17 protein-coding genes are annotated in these 16,233 nt (G+C 68.1%); 9 read left to right on the forward strand and 8 right to left on the reverse strand.

What is annotated here, in order from left to right; all coding sequences use genetic code 11:
* Positions 1-39: 39 nt before the first annotated feature.
* Positions 40-405 carry a helix-turn-helix domain-containing protein gene (locus ACQUSM_RS05505; RefSeq protein WP_435116539.1) on the reverse strand — a complete coding sequence of 122 codons (366 nt, stop codon included), beginning with the start codon at positions 403-405 and terminating at the stop codon, positions 40-42.
* 139 nt (positions 406-544) lie between these two features.
* Here ACQUSM_RS05505 and ACQUSM_RS05510 point away from each other — a divergent pair, with 139 nt between their 5' ends.
* Both ACQUSM_RS05510 and ACQUSM_RS05515 read left to right on the forward strand, forming a co-directional pair.
* A complete protein-coding gene (locus tag ACQUSM_RS05510) occupies positions 545-1,180 on the forward strand; it encodes a helix-turn-helix domain-containing protein (protein WP_435116541.1) in 636 nt (211 codons plus the stop codon).
* 82 nt (positions 1,181-1,262) lie between these two features.
* Positions 1,263-1,727 carry a pyridoxamine 5'-phosphate oxidase family protein gene (locus ACQUSM_RS05515; protein WP_435116543.1) on the forward strand — a complete coding sequence of 155 codons (465 nt, stop codon included), beginning with the start codon at positions 1,263-1,265 and terminating at the stop codon, positions 1,725-1,727.
* Here ACQUSM_RS05515 and ACQUSM_RS05520 read toward each other — a convergent pair whose 3' ends face one another.
* Positions 1,728-1,865, reverse strand: coding sequence for a DUF7560 family zinc ribbon protein (locus ACQUSM_RS05520; RefSeq protein ID WP_435116545.1), 138 nt, complete (start codon positions 1,863-1,865; stop codon positions 1,728-1,730). It abuts the gene before it with no gap.
* Positions 1,866-2,106: 241 nt separating this feature from the next.
* Positions 2,107-3,153, reverse strand: coding sequence for a M42 family metallopeptidase (locus ACQUSM_RS05525; RefSeq protein ID WP_435116547.1), 1,047 nt, complete (start codon positions 3,151-3,153; stop codon positions 2,107-2,109).
* Between the two features lie 138 nt (positions 3,154-3,291).
* Between ACQUSM_RS05525 and ACQUSM_RS05530 the strand changes: the two genes are divergently transcribed.
* Together ACQUSM_RS05530 and ACQUSM_RS05535 are read left to right on the forward strand one after the other, a co-directional pair.
* A complete protein-coding gene (locus ACQUSM_RS05530; RefSeq protein WP_435116549.1) occupies positions 3,292-3,555 on the forward strand; it encodes an MTH865 family protein in 264 nt (87 codons plus the stop codon).
* A gap of 345 nt (positions 3,556-3,900) precedes the next feature.
* On the forward strand, positions 3,901-4,959 hold the full coding sequence (locus ACQUSM_RS05535) for a glycosyltransferase (protein ID WP_435116551.1): 1,059 nt from the start codon (positions 3,901-3,903) through the stop codon (positions 4,957-4,959).
* A gap of 1 nt (position 4,960) precedes the next feature.
* On the opposite strand, the gene ACQUSM_RS05540 is transcribed toward ACQUSM_RS05535, so the two are convergent.
* Together ACQUSM_RS05540 and ACQUSM_RS05545 are read right to left on the reverse strand one after the other, a co-directional pair.
* A complete protein-coding gene (locus ACQUSM_RS05540; RefSeq protein ID WP_435116553.1) occupies positions 4,961-5,605 on the reverse strand; it encodes a plastocyanin/azurin family copper-binding protein in 645 nt (214 codons plus the stop codon).
* A gap of 350 nt (positions 5,606-5,955) precedes the next feature.
* Positions 5,956-6,603: an FAD-dependent oxidoreductase gene (locus tag ACQUSM_RS05545; RefSeq protein WP_435116555.1), complete on the reverse strand. Its 648-nt coding sequence runs from the start codon at positions 6,601-6,603 to the stop codon at positions 5,956-5,958.
* Between the two features lie 160 nt (positions 6,604-6,763).
* On the opposite strand from ACQUSM_RS05545, the gene ACQUSM_RS05550 reads away from it, so the two are divergent.
* From ACQUSM_RS05550 to ACQUSM_RS05570, 5 genes are all read left to right on the forward strand, one after another.
* The gene (locus ACQUSM_RS05550; RefSeq protein ID WP_435116557.1) at positions 6,764-8,515 is read left to right on the forward strand and encodes a 2-oxoacid:acceptor oxidoreductase subunit alpha; all 1,752 of its coding nucleotides are present in this window, start codon (positions 6,764-6,766) and stop codon (positions 8,513-8,515) included.
* The gene (locus ACQUSM_RS05555) at positions 8,512-9,375 is read left to right on the forward strand and encodes a 2-oxoacid:ferredoxin oxidoreductase subunit beta (RefSeq protein ID WP_435116559.1); all 864 of its coding nucleotides are present in this window, start codon (positions 8,512-8,514) and stop codon (positions 9,373-9,375) included. The genes ACQUSM_RS05550 and ACQUSM_RS05555 overlap by 4 nt, the downstream gene beginning before the upstream one ends.
* Positions 9,376-9,532: 157 nt before the next feature.
* Entirely contained in the window at positions 9,533-10,765 is a 1,233-nt protein-coding gene (locus tag ACQUSM_RS05560; protein ID WP_435116561.1) for a digeranylgeranylglycerophospholipid reductase, read from the forward strand.
* A 369-nt stretch (positions 10,766-11,134) separates the two neighbouring features.
* Positions 11,135-11,923 (forward strand): aldo/keto reductase, encoded by a 789-nt coding sequence (locus ACQUSM_RS05565; protein WP_435118295.1) that lies wholly within the window; start codon positions 11,135-11,137, stop codon positions 11,921-11,923.
* Positions 11,924-12,000: 77 nt separating this feature from the next.
* Positions 12,001-12,768 carry a hypothetical protein gene (locus ACQUSM_RS05570; RefSeq protein WP_435116563.1) on the forward strand — a complete coding sequence of 256 codons (768 nt, stop codon included), beginning with the start codon at positions 12,001-12,003 and terminating at the stop codon, positions 12,766-12,768.
* Here the strand turns inward: ACQUSM_RS05570 and ACQUSM_RS05575 are convergent.
* The 3 genes from ACQUSM_RS05575 to ACQUSM_RS05585 all read right to left on the reverse strand — a co-directional run bounded on the left by ACQUSM_RS05575 (position 12,765) and on the right by ACQUSM_RS05585 (position 16,028).
* A complete protein-coding gene (locus ACQUSM_RS05575) occupies positions 12,765-13,904 on the reverse strand; it encodes a DUF373 family protein (protein ID WP_435116565.1) in 1,140 nt (379 codons plus the stop codon). The two genes, ACQUSM_RS05570 and ACQUSM_RS05575, sit on opposite strands and share 4 nt — an antisense overlap.
* A gap of 82 nt (positions 13,905-13,986) precedes the next feature.
* Positions 13,987-14,997 (reverse strand): signal peptide peptidase SppA, encoded by a 1,011-nt coding sequence (sppA, locus tag ACQUSM_RS05580; RefSeq protein WP_435116567.1) that lies wholly within the window; start codon positions 14,995-14,997, stop codon positions 13,987-13,989.
* A gap of 107 nt (positions 14,998-15,104) precedes the next feature.
* Entirely contained in the window at positions 15,105-16,028 is a 924-nt protein-coding gene (locus ACQUSM_RS05585; protein ID WP_435116569.1) for a coiled-coil protein, read from the reverse strand.
* Positions 16,029-16,233: the final 205 nt, after the last annotated feature.

A 16,233-nucleotide genomic window follows, 5' to 3' on the forward strand; every position in this document is an offset into this window, starting at 1 on the left:
AACTGCGCCGTGAGCGGACGAGCCTGTCGTGTCGACCCGCTAGTCGTCGCGCCCGACGACGCGGGCTTCGGTCCCGTCGTCGTCGATGGACAGTTCGACGTGGTCGACACTGCGGCGGTACTCGCTGGCGTGCTTGCCGGAGCTCCGGATGCGGACGCCCTCACGAAGCAGGCCGACTTCGACCAGTCGGTCGATCTTCCGGTACGCGGTCGAGGAGGGGATGTCACAGCGCTCGACGATGTCCTTCGCCGAGAGTGGCTGTTCGCCGGTGACTTCGAGGACGGCACGGCAGTCGGGGTCGTCGAGAACCGCGAGCAGCTCGGTGATCTCGCTCTCCGTGTGGAGCACTTCCTCGCCGGTCGTTTCCGGACGGCGGTTCTGGGTGGACGGGACGGCGTAGCTCATACTCTACTGTGGGGGGTCTATTCCAACAAGCGTGAACCACGCATATCGTGGGGGGTTTATTACCCCCCGTCGCCCCGGCACGGTTCGGCCGGCCACGGGACCACCGCACTCAAGGTAGCCCCGAACAGTAGGTGGGTCCATGGGTTCCGGTATCCGGGCGACCGTGACGTTCGACAGCCCCGCGGGCTGTCCCGTCGCCGGGTTCTCACGAACGACGGGCGCCGTCGTCGACAGTATCTCGACGAGCGTCTCGCCCGCCGGCGAGGCGGTGACGGAGTTCCTCGTCGACGCCGACGGGCTGACCGGCGACGCCGATCTGGAGCCGATCTTCTCGTACGGCACCGCGGACGTGTACCGGACCGAACACGTCGGCGACTGCCCGTGTGCGTGTCTGGGGGAGTTCGACTGCCCCATCCACCGCTATCTCGCGGACGGCGAGGAGCTCACGCTGGTGTTCCACGCCGCGGAGTTCGAGACGCTCCAGGACGCGATGGCGACGCTGCGCGAGGAGTTCCCCTCCGCGGACGTCCAGCAGCTCCTCCAGCCGCCGCTGTCGGGGAGCCACGAGGATCGACGGTTCGTCAACCGCGGGAAGCTCACCGACCGACAGTTCGAAGTGCTGGAAACGGCGTATCAGCAGGGGTACTTCGAGCGACCGAAGGGGGCGAACGCGACCGAGCTCGCCGAGGAGCTGGGAATCTCCCAGTCGACGTTCACCGAACACCTCGTCGCGGCCCAGCGGAAGCTGCTCGGCGACGTGTTCGACGACGGGTAGTCGGCGCGAGCGTCGTCGCCGGCCCGCTCGTTCGGCCCAATCGAAATCACTTAACCCCAAGCTCCGTTGAGTCGAGATACAGATGCCACTCGCCCGAGAGACCGAGATGACACCCGAGGAGACCGACGCGTTCCTCGGCGAGAACGAGACGGGGGTGCTCTCCCTCGCGGAGGACGACGACCCGTACGCGGCGCCGGTCTCGTACGGCTACGATCCCGAGAAGCGGGCGTTCTACTTTCGGCTGGTCTCGACCCCCGAAAGCGAGAAGCGTCGGTTCCTGAAGGCCAGCACCAGCGCGCGGTTCGTCGTCTACGGCGACGAGGCGACGGGGCCGGAGGAGGTGTACCGCAGCGTCGTCGCCGCGGGGACGCTGTCGGAGATCGACCCGGCGGAGCTCTCGGTCGAGCAGATCGAACAGTACGGCGACGCGAAGCGACCGCTGTTCGAGATCTGGGGCGAGCCGAAGGAGGAGCTCGACATCCGACTCTACGAGTTCGAGACGACGAACGTGACCGGGCGACGGACCGAAGTCGACCGCGACGCCTGATCAGGGCTCGAAGAAGTGGTCGGTCTCGGCGGGCGCCGAGCAGATCGGGCAGCCGTTGTTCAGGATGGCCTCACGCATCGGGCCGTTGACCTCGATCTGCTGCCCACATTCCTGACAGACGTACTCGTACTCCTTCATCTGTTTGTCACTTGGGGAGGGTGTACTCGTGATTCGACCCTATCCGAGAAAGGGGTTTCCTCTTAGGAGTGGGTGTCGGGAAATCCCACCGCGTAGGAACGAGCCCCGGTTCGCGGAATGTGTCGGCGTGGAAATCGGGATCGCACGACAGGTCGCGCGCCATTGTCGGTCACACACGATCACGGCAACAGGCTCCGTCGCCGCCGGACGGAGCCGGCGACAGGTCACCAGCCGTGATCGGTTACAGCGAGTAGTCGTGTTCGCCGTCCTCGCTTTCGAGGAACGCGGTCAGCAGGTCGATCGTCGCGCGGATGTCGTCGCCGTTGGCGGTCTCGGTGACCGTGTGGAGATACCGCGTCGGGATCGAGATCGCGCCGACGGGCTTGGCGCCGTTGGTGTTCTGGAACCCGGCCGTGTCGGTGCCGCCGGAGGGGAGCACCTCGATCTGGTGGTCGATTTCCTCCTCCTCGGCGACGGAGGTGATGCGCTTGTGGACTTTCGGCGTCGTGATGACCGAGCTGTCCTTCAGCTTGATCGCCGCGCCGTCACCGAGCTCCGTGACGTGTTTGTCCGCGCTGACCCCCGGGATGTCGCTCGCGATCGTCACGTCGAGCGCGATCGCGAGGTCCGGGTCCACGTCGACGCCCAGCGCCGTCGCGCCGCGAAGGCCGACCTCCTCCTGCACCGTGGCACAGAAGTGGATCGTCACGTCGGGGTTCTCGATCTCGCGGGCGGCCTCAAGCATCGCGAACAGGCAGACGCGGTCGTCGAGCGCCTTCCCCGTCACCGAGTCGCCCATCTGCACCGTCGTCTGATCCATCGTGACGAGGTCGCCGACGCTCACGAGCTCCTCGACCTCCTCGGCGTCGCGGCCGAGGTCGACGACGCGGTCGCCGACCTCCTCATCGCCGTCGGGCTCCTCGTCGAGCGTGTGCGGCGGGACGGAGCCGAACACGCCGGTCACGTCCTCCTCGCCGTGGACGGTCACGCGCTGGGCGCGGAGCACGCGGGCGTCCCAGCCCCCGAGCGCGTCGATCTTCAGGAACCCGTCGTCGGTGACGTGCTTGACCATGAAGCCGATCTCGTCCATGTGGGCGGCGACGGCGACGGCGTAGTCCGAGTCGCCCTCGATCGTGCCGACCACGTTGCCCATCGCGTCGGTGCGGACGTCGTCGGTGGTCGTTTCGAGCTCCTCGCGCACCAGATCGCGCACGCGGTCCTCGTAGCCGGGGACGCCCCGCTCCTCGGTCAGCTCCTTCAGCAGGTCGAAGTCGAAGTCGAACGCCATGCTCGTAGCTCCGGCCGAACCGTCTAAAACGGGGCGGTTCCGGCCAACCGACGGGGGTTCTCGTGTGTCGAGGGAACCCACGGTGGGTTCCCCCGCGTTTCGGAAACGCTTATCCGACGTTCGGCGGCATTGGCGTGTATGGCCGACGAGGAAACCGAACGCGAACTCCGCGCACAGCTCACCGACGCCTTCGAGGGCGCCGACTTCCCGGTCGACAGCCAGATGGATCTCGTGCCCGCGCTCCCCGAGGGGCCGAGCACGCGGTTCGAGGCCGGCGACGTGTCGTTCACCGCGATGGAGCTGGCCGCCAAGCTCGGCGGGCAGCAGGAGTTCCCCTACGACGACGTGGAGTCGCTCGTCGACGACGTGATGGAGGGGCTGGAAGCAGAAGGGATGCTGTAGTCGATACGGCCAGATCACGGATACTCCACCGTAATCGTGTCGTAGCCGAGCGAAAACGCCGTCGAGCCCCCGAGTCTCGACCGCGAACTTTTCGACGCGTCCGTCGCGCCGTGCCTAGCGCCGGCGCTTAGATGAAGAAGATCATCAGTACGCCGGCACCCAGCACCAGCACCAGCCACGCCACGGTGAGGATGAACAGTTGCTTCGCGTACCGTTGGTCGTCCTCGGTGGATAGGTCTGCCATTGTCGTCAATAGCCGTTCGCCCCTTACTTAGGTATCGGTGCCGAGCGGGGAGCCAAAACGAGTCGGGGCTGTTTTTACCCCCCGGGAAGCAACCTCACGCCGTGCACGTCGCGTTCGTCTCCATGGAGACCGCCCACAGCGCCGACCGTCGGGGGTTGGAGCGAGCGCGCCGGACCGCCCGCCTGCTCGCCGATCGCGGACACGAGGTGACGTACCTCTGTGCGCAGTGGTGGGGCGGCGACGCCGTCCCGACGTTCGAACACGAGGGGATCGAGTACCGCCGGGTCACCCGCGAGCCCGCCGAGGGTGCGTTCGCCGCGAGGCTCCCGACGGCGCTGTGGCGCGCGGGCGCCGACGCGATCCACGCGGTCCACGGGCCGCCGCGGCACGTCGCCGTCGCCGAGAAAGTCGGCACGATGCTCCGGACGCCGGTGCTCGTCGACTGGTTCGGCGACGGCGCGTCCGAGCCGGGGAGTCAGGCGCGGGCCGCGAGCGGGGGCGACCTCGTCACCGTCCCGTCGGAGCTGATCCGAACGCGGGTCAGGGAGCACGGCGCCGACGACGGCTCGGTTCGGGTCGTGCCCGAGAGCATCGACCTCGAGACGATCCGCGAGGCGCCGGCGGACGACCGCTTCGACGTGGTGTACGCCCGCCGGCTGGACGAACACGCCAACGTCGGGACGCTGCTGCTCGCGCTCGCCGAGCGCCGCCGCCGGGACTGGTCGGCGGCGATCGTCGGCGACGGCCCCGAACGGGCGGCGGTCGAGCAGGCTGCCCGCGAGCTCCGAATCGACGACCGGATCACGTTCACGGGCTCGCTCCCCGAACGCGAGCGCGTGAGCATCTACAAGGGCGCCCACGTGTTCGCCCAGACCGCGAGCGTGGAGCAGTTCGCGACCGAACTCCTCCGCGCGCTCGCGTGTGGCTGTCTGGGCGTCGTCGAGTATCAGGCCGACTCCAGCGCGCACGAGCTGGTCGAGGGCGTCGACCGCGGCCGGCGAGTCACCAGCCCCGAGGAGATGGCCGAAGTGATCACCGCGGCCGGGAACGTCCCGCGCCGGGAGTACAACGGGGCGTTCGAGCGGTTCGGCCACGAGGCCGTGATCGAGACGTACGTCGACTGCTACGAAGAGATCCGGTCGGAACGCGGGCTGTTCTAGCCTACTCCTCGTCGTGGCCGGGGCTGTCGCCGCCGAACTGGAGGAAGAAGAACGCGATCAGCAGCGTCGCGACCATCGCGAACGCCGCGCCGACGCCCAGCGTTTTGGCGCTGTCGGGCACTGCGGGCCCGGTCGGCTCGGGCGTCTCGATGTTCTCGACGACCTCGATCGCGCCGATCATCCCCGCGCTCTCGTGGGGCGTACAGACGTACTCGTACGTCCCGGTCGTGGTGAACGTGTGAGAGTACTCGTGGCCGGAGTCGAACGTGACGCCGGTTTCGCCCTCGCCCGCCCAGTTGGCGCCCTCGGGCTGGCTCTGCGGGACGACGTTGTGCATGTTGCTGTCCCAGACCCACTGCACCGTCGTGCCCGTCTCGATCGTGAGCTCCTCGGGGTCGAAAACGAGGCTCCCACCCGGCCCGACGGTCACCGTCTCGGTGGGGCCGCCTCCCCCGCCACCGCCGCCCTCGGTGCCGGTCGTGGTGCCGCTGTCGGTGCCCGTCGGGGTTCCGGTCGCGGTCCCGTTCGCCGTCGCGGTCTCGGTTCCCTCCTGTGCCGCCGCGGTCCCGGCCGCCATCGACGCGGCGGCGCCGGCGGTGCCCGCGCGAATGAACGAGCGGCGAGAAAGGGCGTCGTCGTTCTCCATACACCCGGCTTGTAGACGCCCGATAGTGAATACTTTGGTTCGGTCCGGGCGAAGCGCGCTTCCGGCGGGGGGATGCGGTGCCGCGCTCGCTGTGCGGTGGTGGTGCGGTAGCGGGGTGGTGGACGCCGCGGGCCGGCAACCGTCGCCGGCCCGCGGGGAGGGGTGGGGACTCGGCGCTGTGCCGAGCCTCGTGCTCGGCACATTGCTGTCGCAAGTAGTCTAGCATCGAGTTGCTGTTGCGGTCGCTGTCTCGGTTATTCACGGTCGAACTGCCGTCAGGGATACGGCTACTGACTGTGAGAGATACTGCTGTACGCTTCACCCCCCGAACGTCGCGCGCCGTGACCGGCCTACCCGAAGCTCTCGACTTTCGCGCCGTCGGCATCGCCGCCCGCAGCCTCGATCGCGTCGATCGCCGACTCGACGAAGTCGGCGAAGCCGTAGACGAACACGCCCTCGTCGTCGGCACCGGTCACGATCGAATCGACCGCGCGCTCGAACGCGGCGTCGTCTGCGTCCTCGTCCAGCAGCGTCACGTCCGCGCCCGCGTCGACGAGCGCGTCGAGACGCTCCTCGTGGGCCGGCTCGCCCTCGTAGCGGTACACCACCGCCGCCTCGGCGTCGCTCCCGACGGCCGCCTCCGCGATCGCGACGGCGGCGCCGATCCCCGGCCCGCCCGCGAGCACGACCGCCCGCGCTTCGCCCTCGTAGTAGTCGTCGCCGAACGGGCCGGTGACCTCGACCTCGTCGCCCGGTTCAAGCGCCGCGAGATGGTCGGTGAAGGGGCCGCTCTCCGGCGCGACCTCGACGGTGATCTCGAACGTCTCGCCGGTGCCCGGCGAGGAGAGCGTATAGAACCGCGCGTACTCCTCGTCGTCGATCTCGCCGGAGAGTCGAACGAACTGGCCGGCGAGCCCCTCGAACCCCTCGGGCGTGTCGAACGTGAGCGTGAACGTGTTCGGGCCGACCGACTCGCGGTCGACGACAGTCGCGTCCATACCGCGGCTTCCGCCGCCGTGCTAAAGCGCCTTTCCTTCGCGACTCCGGGAGTGGGGGGAACGAACGGTCGGTTTCGCCGCGTTGTACACGGTCGAAACTGACCGACTGACCGGACGGTTCAGAAGGTTTTTGCGCGGGCCGTTGGTAGTTCGTGCCAGCATGCCTGCGGACTTCAACTGGGCCATCGGCGGGGAGGCCGGCGATGGCATCGACTCGACCGGGAAGATCTTCGCGAGAGCGCTCTCCCGGGCCGGGCGACACGTGTTCACCTCCAAAGACTTCGCTTCACGTATCCGGGGTGGGTACACGGCGTACAAGGTTCGGACCGCCATCGAGCAGGTGGAGAGTACGGTCGACCGCCTCGACGTGCTGATCGCGCTGACCCAGCGCACCGTCGACGAGAACATCGACGAGCTCCACGAGGGGTCGGTGATCATCTACGACGGCGAGCGGACGTCGATGCAGGACCTCGAGATCCCCGACGAGATGGTGGGGATGGACGTTCCCCTCAAGTCGCTGGCGGAGGAGGCCGGCGGCGCCATCATGCGCAACATCGTCGCGCTGGGGGCGGCCTGTGAGGTCACCGACTTCCCGATCGAGCACCTCGCGTCCTCGCTGGAGAAGCGCTTCAGCGACAAGGGCCAGTCGATCGTCGAGAACAACAAGACCGCCGCCGACCTCGGCGCGGAGTACGTCCGCGACAACTACGAGAGCGAGAGCGCCGAGTTCGAGTACGAGCTCGAGACGACCGACGAGGACTACGTCCTGATCAACGGGGACGAGGCGATCGGGATGGGCGCCATCGCCGCCGGCTGCCGGTTCTACTCGGGCTACCCCATCACGCCGGCGACCGACGTGATGGAGTACCTGACCGGCCGGCTCGAACACTACGGCGGCCACGTCGTGCAGGCCGAGGACGAGCTCTCGGCGATCAACATGGCGCTGGGCGCGGCCCGTGCGGGTGCGCGGTCGATGACCGCCACCTCCGGCCCCGGGATCGACCTGATGTCCGAGACGTTCGGGCTGGTGGCCCAGAGCGAGACGCCGCTGGTTATCTGTGACGTGATGCGCTCGGGCCCCTCGACGGGGATGCCGACCAAGCAGGAGCAGGGCGACCTCGATATGACGCTGTTCGGCGGCCACGGCGAGATCCCGCGGTTCGTGATCGCGCCGACCACCATCTCGGAGTGTTTCTGGAAGACCGTCGAGGCGTTCAACTACGCCGAGAAGTACCAGACGCCCGTCTACCTGGTCTCCGACCTCGAGATGGCGGTGACCGAGCAGACGTTCCCGCCCGAGGCGTTCGACATGGACGAGGTCGAGATCGACCGCGGGAAGCTCGTCGACGAGGACGAGGTCGACGAGTGGCTCGACGACGAGGGGCGCTTCCGCGCCCACGCCGCCACCGAGGACGGCATCAGCCCGCGCGCGAAGCCGGGGACGACCGACGGCGCCCACATGTCCACCGGGCTCGAACACAACGAGCTCGGCCGGCGGACCGAGGACACGGAGATCCGCGTCGAGCAGGTCCAGAAACGCCAGCGAAAGGTCGAAACCGCCGAGGAGCGCGAAGACTGGAGTCCGCGGGAGTTCGGCAACCCCGACGCCGACAACCTCGTCGTCTCGTGGGGGTCGAACGAGGGGACCATCGTCGAGGCGATGGACCTGCTGGGCGAGGACGCCCCCGAGTTCCGGTTCCTCTCGGTGCCGTACCTGTTCCCGCGGCCGGACCTCACCGACGCGTTCGAGCAGGCCGAGCAGGTCGTCGTCGTCGAGTGTAACGCGACCGGGCAGTTCGCGGACGTGCTGGAGCACGACACGCTCCAGCGCGTGGATCGGGTGAACAAGTACAACGGCGTCGGGTTCAAGGCGGACGAACTCGCCGCGGAGATCACGGAGGTGCTCCAATGAGCAGCGAGACTCGATTCATCGACTTCAAATCTGACAAGCAGCCCACCTGGTGTCCCGGCTGCGGCGACTTCGGGACGATGAACGGCATGATGAAGGCGCTGGCGAACACGGGGAACGACCCCGACAACACGTTCGTCGTCGCCGGCATCGGCTGTTCGGGCAAGATCGGCACGTACATGCACAGCTACGCGCTCCACGGCGTCCACGGCCGCGCGCTGCCCGTGGGTACGGGCGTGAAGATGGCCAACCCCGACCTCGAAGTGATGGTCGCGGGCGGCGACGGCGACGGCTACTCGATCGGTGCGGGCCACTTCGTCCACGCGGTGCGCCGGAACGTCGACATGAGCTACGTCGTGATGGACAACCGCATCTACGGCCTCACCAAGGGGCAGGCCTCGCCGACCTCGCGTGAGGACTTCGAGACGGCGACGACGCCCGAGGGGCCGAAGCAGCCGCCGGTCAACCCCCTCGCGCTCGCGCTCTCGGCGGGCGGGACGTTCATCGCCCAGTCGTTCGCGTCGGACTCCCAGCGCCACGCCGAACTGGTGCAGGAGGCCATCGAGCACGACGGGTTCGGGTTCGTCAACGTGTTCTCGCCGTGTGTCACGTTCAACGACACGGACACGTACGACTACTTCCGCGACAACCTCACGGACCTCGCGGAGACCGACCACGACCCGAGCGACTTCGATCAGGCCAAGGACCGCATCATGGACCCCGACGGCGAGTATCAGGGGATCCTCTATCAGGACGAGAACTCCGTCCCGTACCACGAGGCCCACGGCGTCACCGAGGACATGACCGAGATCCCCGACGGCGCCCCCGAGAACGCAACCGACCTCGTTCGCGAGTTCTACTGAACGGCCACCGGCCCGTTTTTTCCGCCGGCCACCCTCCCGCTCCTCGGGACGGTTCCGACCGCCGTGAGACGACGGAAAACGCGGAGTACGCGACTGACTCGCAGGGTTCGCTGCGGAGTTAGCAACACTCATTACGGACACGGCGTTTCGTGTGTCCATGTCCGACCGTTTTGACGTGGTCATCGCGGGCGCCGGACCCGCGGGCGCGCAGTGCGCCCGCGACCTCGCCCAGCGAGGCTACGACGTCGTCCTCCTCGAACTGGAGTCGGAGGACGAGTTCCCGCGTCAGAGCAACAAGTCGACCGCCGGCACGTTCCCGTCGATGATGGCCGCCTTCGGCGTCCCCGACGACGTGGTGATGAACTACACCGACGACGTGGTGCTGGAGTCGCCCAACCACCACTACGTCCAGAACCAGCCCGGCGCCGTGCTGGAGTTCGCCGAGTTCAAGCAGTGGCTCGTCGCCGACGCCCGGGAGAAGGGCGCGGAGGTGTGGTTCGACGCCCGGGTCTCCCGGCCGATCAAAGAGGACGGCACCCCCGTCGGCGTGCGCTACAACGGCGACGAGGAGGTGTACGCCGACATCCTCGTCGACGCGACCGGCCCCGCGGCGCCGTTGGCGAAGGATCTGGGCGTCAGCGACCTCAAACGCGGGAAGCAGGCGATCGGTGTCGAGTACGAGCTCGAAGGCGTCGACATCGACCACCCCGACTACGCGGACCTGACGGACTCGATGATGCTCCGACTCGATCACGATCTCGCCCCGGGCGGCTACTCGTGGATCTTCCACACCGGCGGCGATGAGGCGAAGGTGGGGATCTGCTACATCCAGAACGACAGCCACCAGCGCCACGGGAAGGAGGGAATGGGGATCGACGACTACCTCCAGTACTGGCTCGACACCGATCCCCGGTTCGAGGACGCCGAACGCATCGAGGGGAAGGTCCACCGCGGCTCCGCCCACATCCAGACGCCGGGCGAGCTCAGCACTGACAGCTTCATGGCGATCGGCGACACCGTGCCCAGCATCGACCCGCTCTGGGGCGAGGGGATCCACAAGGGGATGCAGTCCGGCCGCGCGGCCGCGACGACCGCCGATCGCTGTCTCACGCCCGAGGAGCCCGACACCTCGGCGTCGGCGATGGCGGTGTACAACAAGCTCTGGCACAGCGAGGTCGCCCCGCGGGCCCGCGAGCGCCTGCTGATGACCGAACTGCTCTACCTCGCGCCGAACTCCCGGTACGACACGCTGATGGCCGACCTGAACGACACCGAGGAGGAGACGCTGGCGAAGGTCAACGCCGGCGACGTGGGCGCGATGCGGAAGCTGCTCCACCTCAGCGACGTGCCGCTGCTCGCGAAGTTCGCGCGCGAACGGTTCGCCGAGTAAGCGAAACCGACCTCGGCACGGGACCTGCCGCCCGCTCCGTCGGGCGGCCGCGGAACCAATGCCGTCGTCGTGTGAACCGACGACGGCGCGCGACCGGCGAGCGGCGTCGCCCGCTCGCTCGGAGCCAATGCCGTCGTCGTGTGTACCGACCTCGGCGCGCGACCTGCTGTCCGCTCTGTCGGGCAGCCGTGGAGCCAATGCCGTCGTCGTGTATACCGACCTCGGCGTCGGCCGCGAACGGGCGCTCCGGGGGGCAAATCTGCCCCGGCCGCAACGGTTTCCTCGCTAGAACGACTACCTGAATACATGAGCGAGACGCCAACCGGCGACGAGATCGCGACCGCCGAGGACTGCCCGCGCGCCAGCGGCATGCCGATGCTCGGCATGGGGACGTGGGAGCTGACCGACGAACAGACCTGTCCCGAGGCGGTCGCGACCGCGCTGGAGATGGGGTACCGCCACGTCGACACCGCACAGGCGTACGGCAACGAACATCTGGTCGGCGACGGGATCGCCCGCAGCGAGGTCGACCGGGAGGATATCTTCCTCGCGACGAAGATCTGGAACTCGGATCTGGGGTACGACGACGCGATCGACGCCGCCTACGACGCCGTCGACAACCTCGGCGTCGACTCGGTGGACCTGCTGTACGTCCACTGGCCGGCCGAGGCGTACGACCCCGTCGAGACGTTCCGCGCGTTCGACGAGCTCGTCGAGGAGGGCGTCACCGAGCGCATCGGCATCTCCAACTTCGAGCCCGAGCAGATCGAAGAGGCGCAGGCGGCGGCCGACCACGAGATTTTCGCCCACCAGTTCGAGTGCCACCCGCTGCTCCAGCAGGAGGCGGTCCGCGAAGCGACCGTGGAGCACGGCATCGAGCCGGTCGCATACTCCCCGCTGGCCCGCGGCGAAGTGTTCGGCCACGAAGTGATCAGCGACATCGCCGGCACCCACAACGTCAGCGAGGCGCAGGTGAGTCTCGCGTGGCTCCGCGAGCAGGGAGTCACTGCGATCCCGAAAGCCTCCAGCGAGGCCCACCTCCACGACAACTGGGCGTCGCTCTCGCTCCAGCTCGATGACGGCGAGCTCGCGGCGATCGACGAGCTGGCGGAGAGCCGCCGGATGGTCGATCCCGATTTCGGCCCGTGGAACCGCTGAACTGTCGAATAACTGTCGTCTGACGCGCGTCGTCCGCACCGCAACTTTCACCTCGGCGGGACTGCTCTACTCGCCCAATGCAAGGGCAGCGAACCGGACTGATCGACGCCATCCGCATCGACGTCGCCCGCCTCCACGCGACGTGGATGGAACTGGTGTTCCCGCGACAGCTCGACCCCAGTAGCGTGCTCGGTCGCTGGGAGCCCGAAACGGGTGGACAGAAGGCCGCCTACTACGCGTGGGCTGCGGTGGGGATTCCGCTCGTCGTGATCGGCTACCCGCTCCTCCTGCTCGGCTTCGCGACGCGCTACTACGCCGGGAAGCTCGACTCCGCGACCACCCGACTGGGGATCGTCGGCGTCGTCCTCGTCGCCGCGGTGGCGTGGGGGCTGTTGACCGTCGGCGCGTGGATCAGGCAGTTCTCGGCAGACGGGCTGATCGCCGTCGCGGCCGCGGGCGGGGTCGCGACCGTCTCCGCGGGGCTGGCGGTGGTGTTCTCCCGCCGCGGGGGCCGCCTGACGAGCGTCCTGTTCGCCTACCCTGCCGCGACGACCGCGCTGTTTCTCCCGCCGGTCGTCGCCGCGCTCTACTCGCCGGCGCTGGCCGGCGTGCTCACGGGCAGCACCAACCTCGCGATCTGGATCCTCGACAACGTGCTCACCGTGGGTGGGCTGAACGAGATCATCCGGAGCCGCTTCGCGCTGGAGGGGCCGGCGTACGTCGCGATGTGGTTCGGGATCGCCGTGCCGCTGGGCTGGCTGCTCGGCGGCGTGGTCGCGCTGGCGGACGTGATCCGCCCGAAGCAGGAGGGGTCGAACGCCTCCGGCAGCGCCGGGCAGTTCTAGGACTGCTCGGCGGTCTCCTCCTCGGCGACGCTCTCCTCCTCGACCTCGTCGGTAACGCGGGACGCCACCCGGACGCCGATCAGCGAGACGACGATGCCGGCGACGATGAAGCCCAGCAAACGCTGGCCCGGCTGGAACGTGATCTCGACGCTCAACAGCGATAGCGTCAGGTGGGGGATGTCCGCCTGCTGTTCGAGGAAGTAGCCCGCGAAGCCGCGGATCACCAGCCCGACCGCGACGACGCCGAAGGGGAGGTTCAACACGGGGGAGGGGATCCCCTCGTCCCGGATCCGTTCGTCGATCAGCCGGCCCGCAGAAGCCGTCAGCGCTGCCAGCGCCAGCCACGGCACCGCGTCGTAGACGAACAGCACGGACTGGATCAAAACGGGCTCCGAGCCGGCCTCGGTGGCCGCGAGCCCGCCGAAGAACGCGCCGACCAGCGCCAGCCCGGCGCCGACGGCGTACGTGACGACGGACACCTGCCCGGAGTACAGCGCCTCGCGCGCCTGTTCGGGCGTGTTCTCCAGCCGGTCGTCGATCGCGAGTCCCTTGTACAGCAGCACCGCGCCGAGCAGCGACGCGAGGCCGGCCATCGCGATCTGGGGCGAGAACTGGATCGCGAGCGCGGGCAGGACGAGCAGCGCCACGCCCAGCGGCACCAGCACCGTCTCGCGCATCTCCTCGTCGCCGAGGAACTGCTTGAGCAGGTAGTACGTCGACTCGATGTCGCGGGCCTGTCTGACGACGACGCGGTCGACGCTGTCGACGCCAACGCGGGACTCGACGATCGGAACCACGCGCTCGTCCTCGGCGCTGTCGACGACGACGATCGCGGAGTCGGGGTCGTAGCGCTCGATCAGTTCGTCGATCTGGCGGGCGATCGCGCGGTCGGCGTTCACCCGGGAGTCCGTCCCACCGGAAACCACCGCGACGGTCGCGTCGTCGCCGCTGTCGGTCAGGTCACGCGCAACACGGAGGGATTCGAGCAGGCAGTTGACACTCGCGTCTTCGGGGTCGGCGAGCCCCACGTCCGTCACGAGCGAGCGCACCGCCTCCCAGCCGGCGACGGGCATCGCCGCGCCCGACTTCGCGCCGACGTCGTTCGAGCGGTCCACACAGAGGACCAGCGTGCTCACGGGGACAGCGAGGGGCGCCGCGACGTTAAGCTTCGGGTCGGTGAGCCAGAACCGGACAGACGCCCGACCGGGTCAGTCACGGTCACGCCCGAAACCGGAAGTCGAGCCCCCCGTCCTCGCCGGTCACGCGGCTGGCGAGCCCGGCGCCGAAGGCGTACGCGACCGAGCGCGCGCCCATCCCCACGCGAGCGAGCGGCCCGCGCTGGGGCTCGAACTCTCGAACCGTGATCTCCTTCCCGAGCTTCGCTTCGAGGCTGTCGGTCACGTCCTCGCGGGTGCCGATCTCGTCGACGAGCCCCATCTCCGCCGCCTCGGTGCCCAGGTAGATCCGGGCCTCGGTGTCCCGGATCTCGCCCTCGCTCAGCTCCCGGCCCTCGGCGACGCGGTCGACGAAGCGGTCGTACAGCCCGTCGATCAGGCTCTGGAGGTACTCGCGTTCGTCGTCGTCGATCTCCTTCAGCGGGGTGCCGGCGTCCTTGTACTCGCCGGCGGTGAACTGCTCGTAGCTGACCCCGAGCCGGTCGGCGAGGTCGGCGACGTTCGGCCGCGAGCCGATCACGCCGATCGAGCCGACGATCGACGGCTCGCGCGCCCAGATCTCGTCACAGCCGGAGGCGATCCAGTAGCCGCCGCTCGCACACACGTCGGTCGCGTACGCGACGGTCGGGCCGTCGAACCGCTCGGCGGCGTTGCGGATGTCCTCGCTGGGGACCACCTCGCCGCCGGGCGTGTTGAGCTTGACGAGCAGCGCGTCGACCGCTGGATCGTCGTCGGCCCGGTCGATCTGCTCGGCGATCTCGTCGGCGGTCGCGCCCACCGGCCCTGTCGGGATGGGGTTGTTACCGGCGCCGTCGCGGGTGATCGGCCCCTCGACGCCGACCTCCGCGGCGTTGTACGCCGGGAACTGGCTCCCAGCGAGCCGGGCCAGCACGCGGACGACGCCGGCCGCGAATGCGAACGCGAGCAGGATCCCGAACAGGTCCGCGAGATCAGCCGCAAACTCGACGAATAGCAGCCACGCCGCCACCAGCGCGACGAGCGTGCCGCCGGCGACGAGCAGCAGCCGCGCCAGTCTGTCGTTCGTGTCGGACATGGGCGCTACTGCGGCGCGGTGCTACAAAAAGTGTGGCCGAAGTAGCGGCGACGGCGCGGCCGCTGCCTGTTCGGGCACGGTCGAAAAACGGGAACGTTCGCCGAAAGTTACAGCAGGCCGGTCTTCTGCAGCTTCATCAGGTCCTCGGTGTCGAGGGTCTCGCCTTCCTTGAACTTCTGGTAGATCTCCTCGGCCTCTTCTTTCTCCTCTTCCATCTTCTGCTCGCGCTCGTCCTTGCGCTCTTCCTCTTCCTCCTTGTCGAGTTCGCGCAGGCGCTTCTGGACGCGCACGAAGTCCTCGTGGTGGCGGTCGGCCGCCTCCTGGGCCTCGACGAACAGCTCGTGCATCTCGTCGGCCTCGTCACGGATCTCGTCGGCCTCGCGGTAGGCCTCGATCATCTCGTTGTGGTGCTCCTGGGCCTTGTCCGCCAGCTCCGTGACCTTCTGGTGGTGCTGGCTAGCCTCCGAGCGAACCTCCTCGGCCTTCTCGATCTTCTCCTCGAGTTCGTCGCTCTGGTCGACCTTCTCCTCGCGCTCGGCGAGCTGCTCGCGCTTGTCCTCGATCTTCTCGATGAGTTCGCGCTCCTCCTCGGCCGAGAGCACTTCGGTCTGCTGCTTGAACTCGAGGTCCTCGATCTCCTCGCGGAGCTCCTCGGCGTCCTTGCCGTCGTCGAGCTCGAGGTCCTCCTTCATCTCCTCGACCTCGTCGAACAGCTCGTTCGCGTCGGCGTTGAGCTCGTTGCGCTTCTCCTTGTGCTCCTGAACCTGCTCGTTGAGCTCGTCGCGCTGCTCGCGGTGCTCCTGTGCCTCGTCGACCTTCTCGCGAGTTTTCGCGTTCAGGTCGTCGCGCTTGGAGGCGCGCTCGGAGGCGATCTGGTTCAGGTCGTTCCGTCGATCCCGGAGCTGCCCGGCGAGCTTGATCAGCTCGCCCTTGGAGCCGTTCTCCAGCTTCTCCTCGGGGAGGTCGACGTTGTCTTCTTCGCTCAGTGCTTCGATGTCGTACTTGTCGAGTACGTCCTGTTTCGTTACCATGCTAATCGAACCTCTGTACCATCCGCCCTCCGGACACAGCTGACGCTCGTGGGGCCGCAGTAAATCGTGGATAAGAGTTCCCGATCATTCTGCGTGCGGTGCCACCAGCGCCGGAGGCGTTCTGGTATCTCAGCGTAGGGTACTAGCGTAGTTAAATTCTTCGGTGGTTCGCGGGTGTAATTGCGTCACACGGCCTCTACTGCCC

It is taken from the genome of Halolamina sp. C58 (assembly GCF_051195095.1).
Classification (GTDB): domain Archaea; phylum Halobacteriota; class Halobacteria; order Halobacteriales; family Haloferacaceae; genus Halolamina.

Bases quoted from the DNA above. Each gene is read 5' to 3' on its own strand.
- ACQUSM_RS05565 (WP_435118295.1), top strand. From the start codon at position 11,135: ATGCCGATGCTCGGCATGGGGACGTGGGAGCTGACCGACGAACAGACC.
- ACQUSM_RS05505 (WP_435116539.1), bottom strand. From the start codon at position 405: ATGAGCTACGCCGTCCCGTCCACCCAGAACCGCCGTCCGGAAACGACC.
- ACQUSM_RS05545 (WP_435116555.1), bottom strand. From the start codon at position 6,603: ATGGACGCGACTGTCGTCGACCGCGAGTCGGTCGGCCCGAACACGTTC.
- ACQUSM_RS05515 (WP_435116543.1), top strand. From the start codon at position 1,263: ATGCCACTCGCCCGAGAGACCGAGATGACACCCGAGGAGACCGACGCG.
- ACQUSM_RS05520 (WP_435116545.1), bottom strand. From the start codon at position 1,865: ATGAAGGAGTACGAGTACGTCTGTCAGGAATGTGGGCAGCAGATCGAG.
- ACQUSM_RS05540 (WP_435116553.1), bottom strand. From the start codon at position 5,605: ATGGAGAACGACGACGCCCTTTCTCGCCGCTCGTTCATTCGCGCGGGC.
- ACQUSM_RS05585 (WP_435116569.1), bottom strand. From the start codon at position 16,028: ATGGTAACGAAACAGGACGTACTCGACAAGTACGACATCGAAGCACTG.
- ACQUSM_RS05550 (WP_435116557.1), top strand. From the start codon at position 6,764: ATGCCTGCGGACTTCAACTGGGCCATCGGCGGGGAGGCCGGCGATGGC.
- ACQUSM_RS05510 (WP_435116541.1), top strand. From the start codon at position 545: ATGGGTTCCGGTATCCGGGCGACCGTGACGTTCGACAGCCCCGCGGGC.
- sppA (WP_435116567.1), bottom strand. From the start codon at position 14,997: ATGTCCGACACGAACGACAGACTGGCGCGGCTGCTGCTCGTCGCCGGC.
- ACQUSM_RS05530 (WP_435116549.1), top strand. From the start codon at position 3,292: ATGGCCGACGAGGAAACCGAACGCGAACTCCGCGCACAGCTCACCGAC.
- ACQUSM_RS05555 (WP_435116559.1), top strand. From the start codon at position 8,512: ATGAGCAGCGAGACTCGATTCATCGACTTCAAATCTGACAAGCAGCCC.
- ACQUSM_RS05570 (WP_435116563.1), top strand. From the start codon at position 12,001: ATGCAAGGGCAGCGAACCGGACTGATCGACGCCATCCGCATCGACGTC.
- ACQUSM_RS05525 (WP_435116547.1), bottom strand. From the start codon at position 3,153: ATGGCGTTCGACTTCGACTTCGACCTGCTGAAGGAGCTGACCGAGGAG.
- ACQUSM_RS05560 (WP_435116561.1), top strand. From the start codon at position 9,533: ATGTCCGACCGTTTTGACGTGGTCATCGCGGGCGCCGGACCCGCGGGC.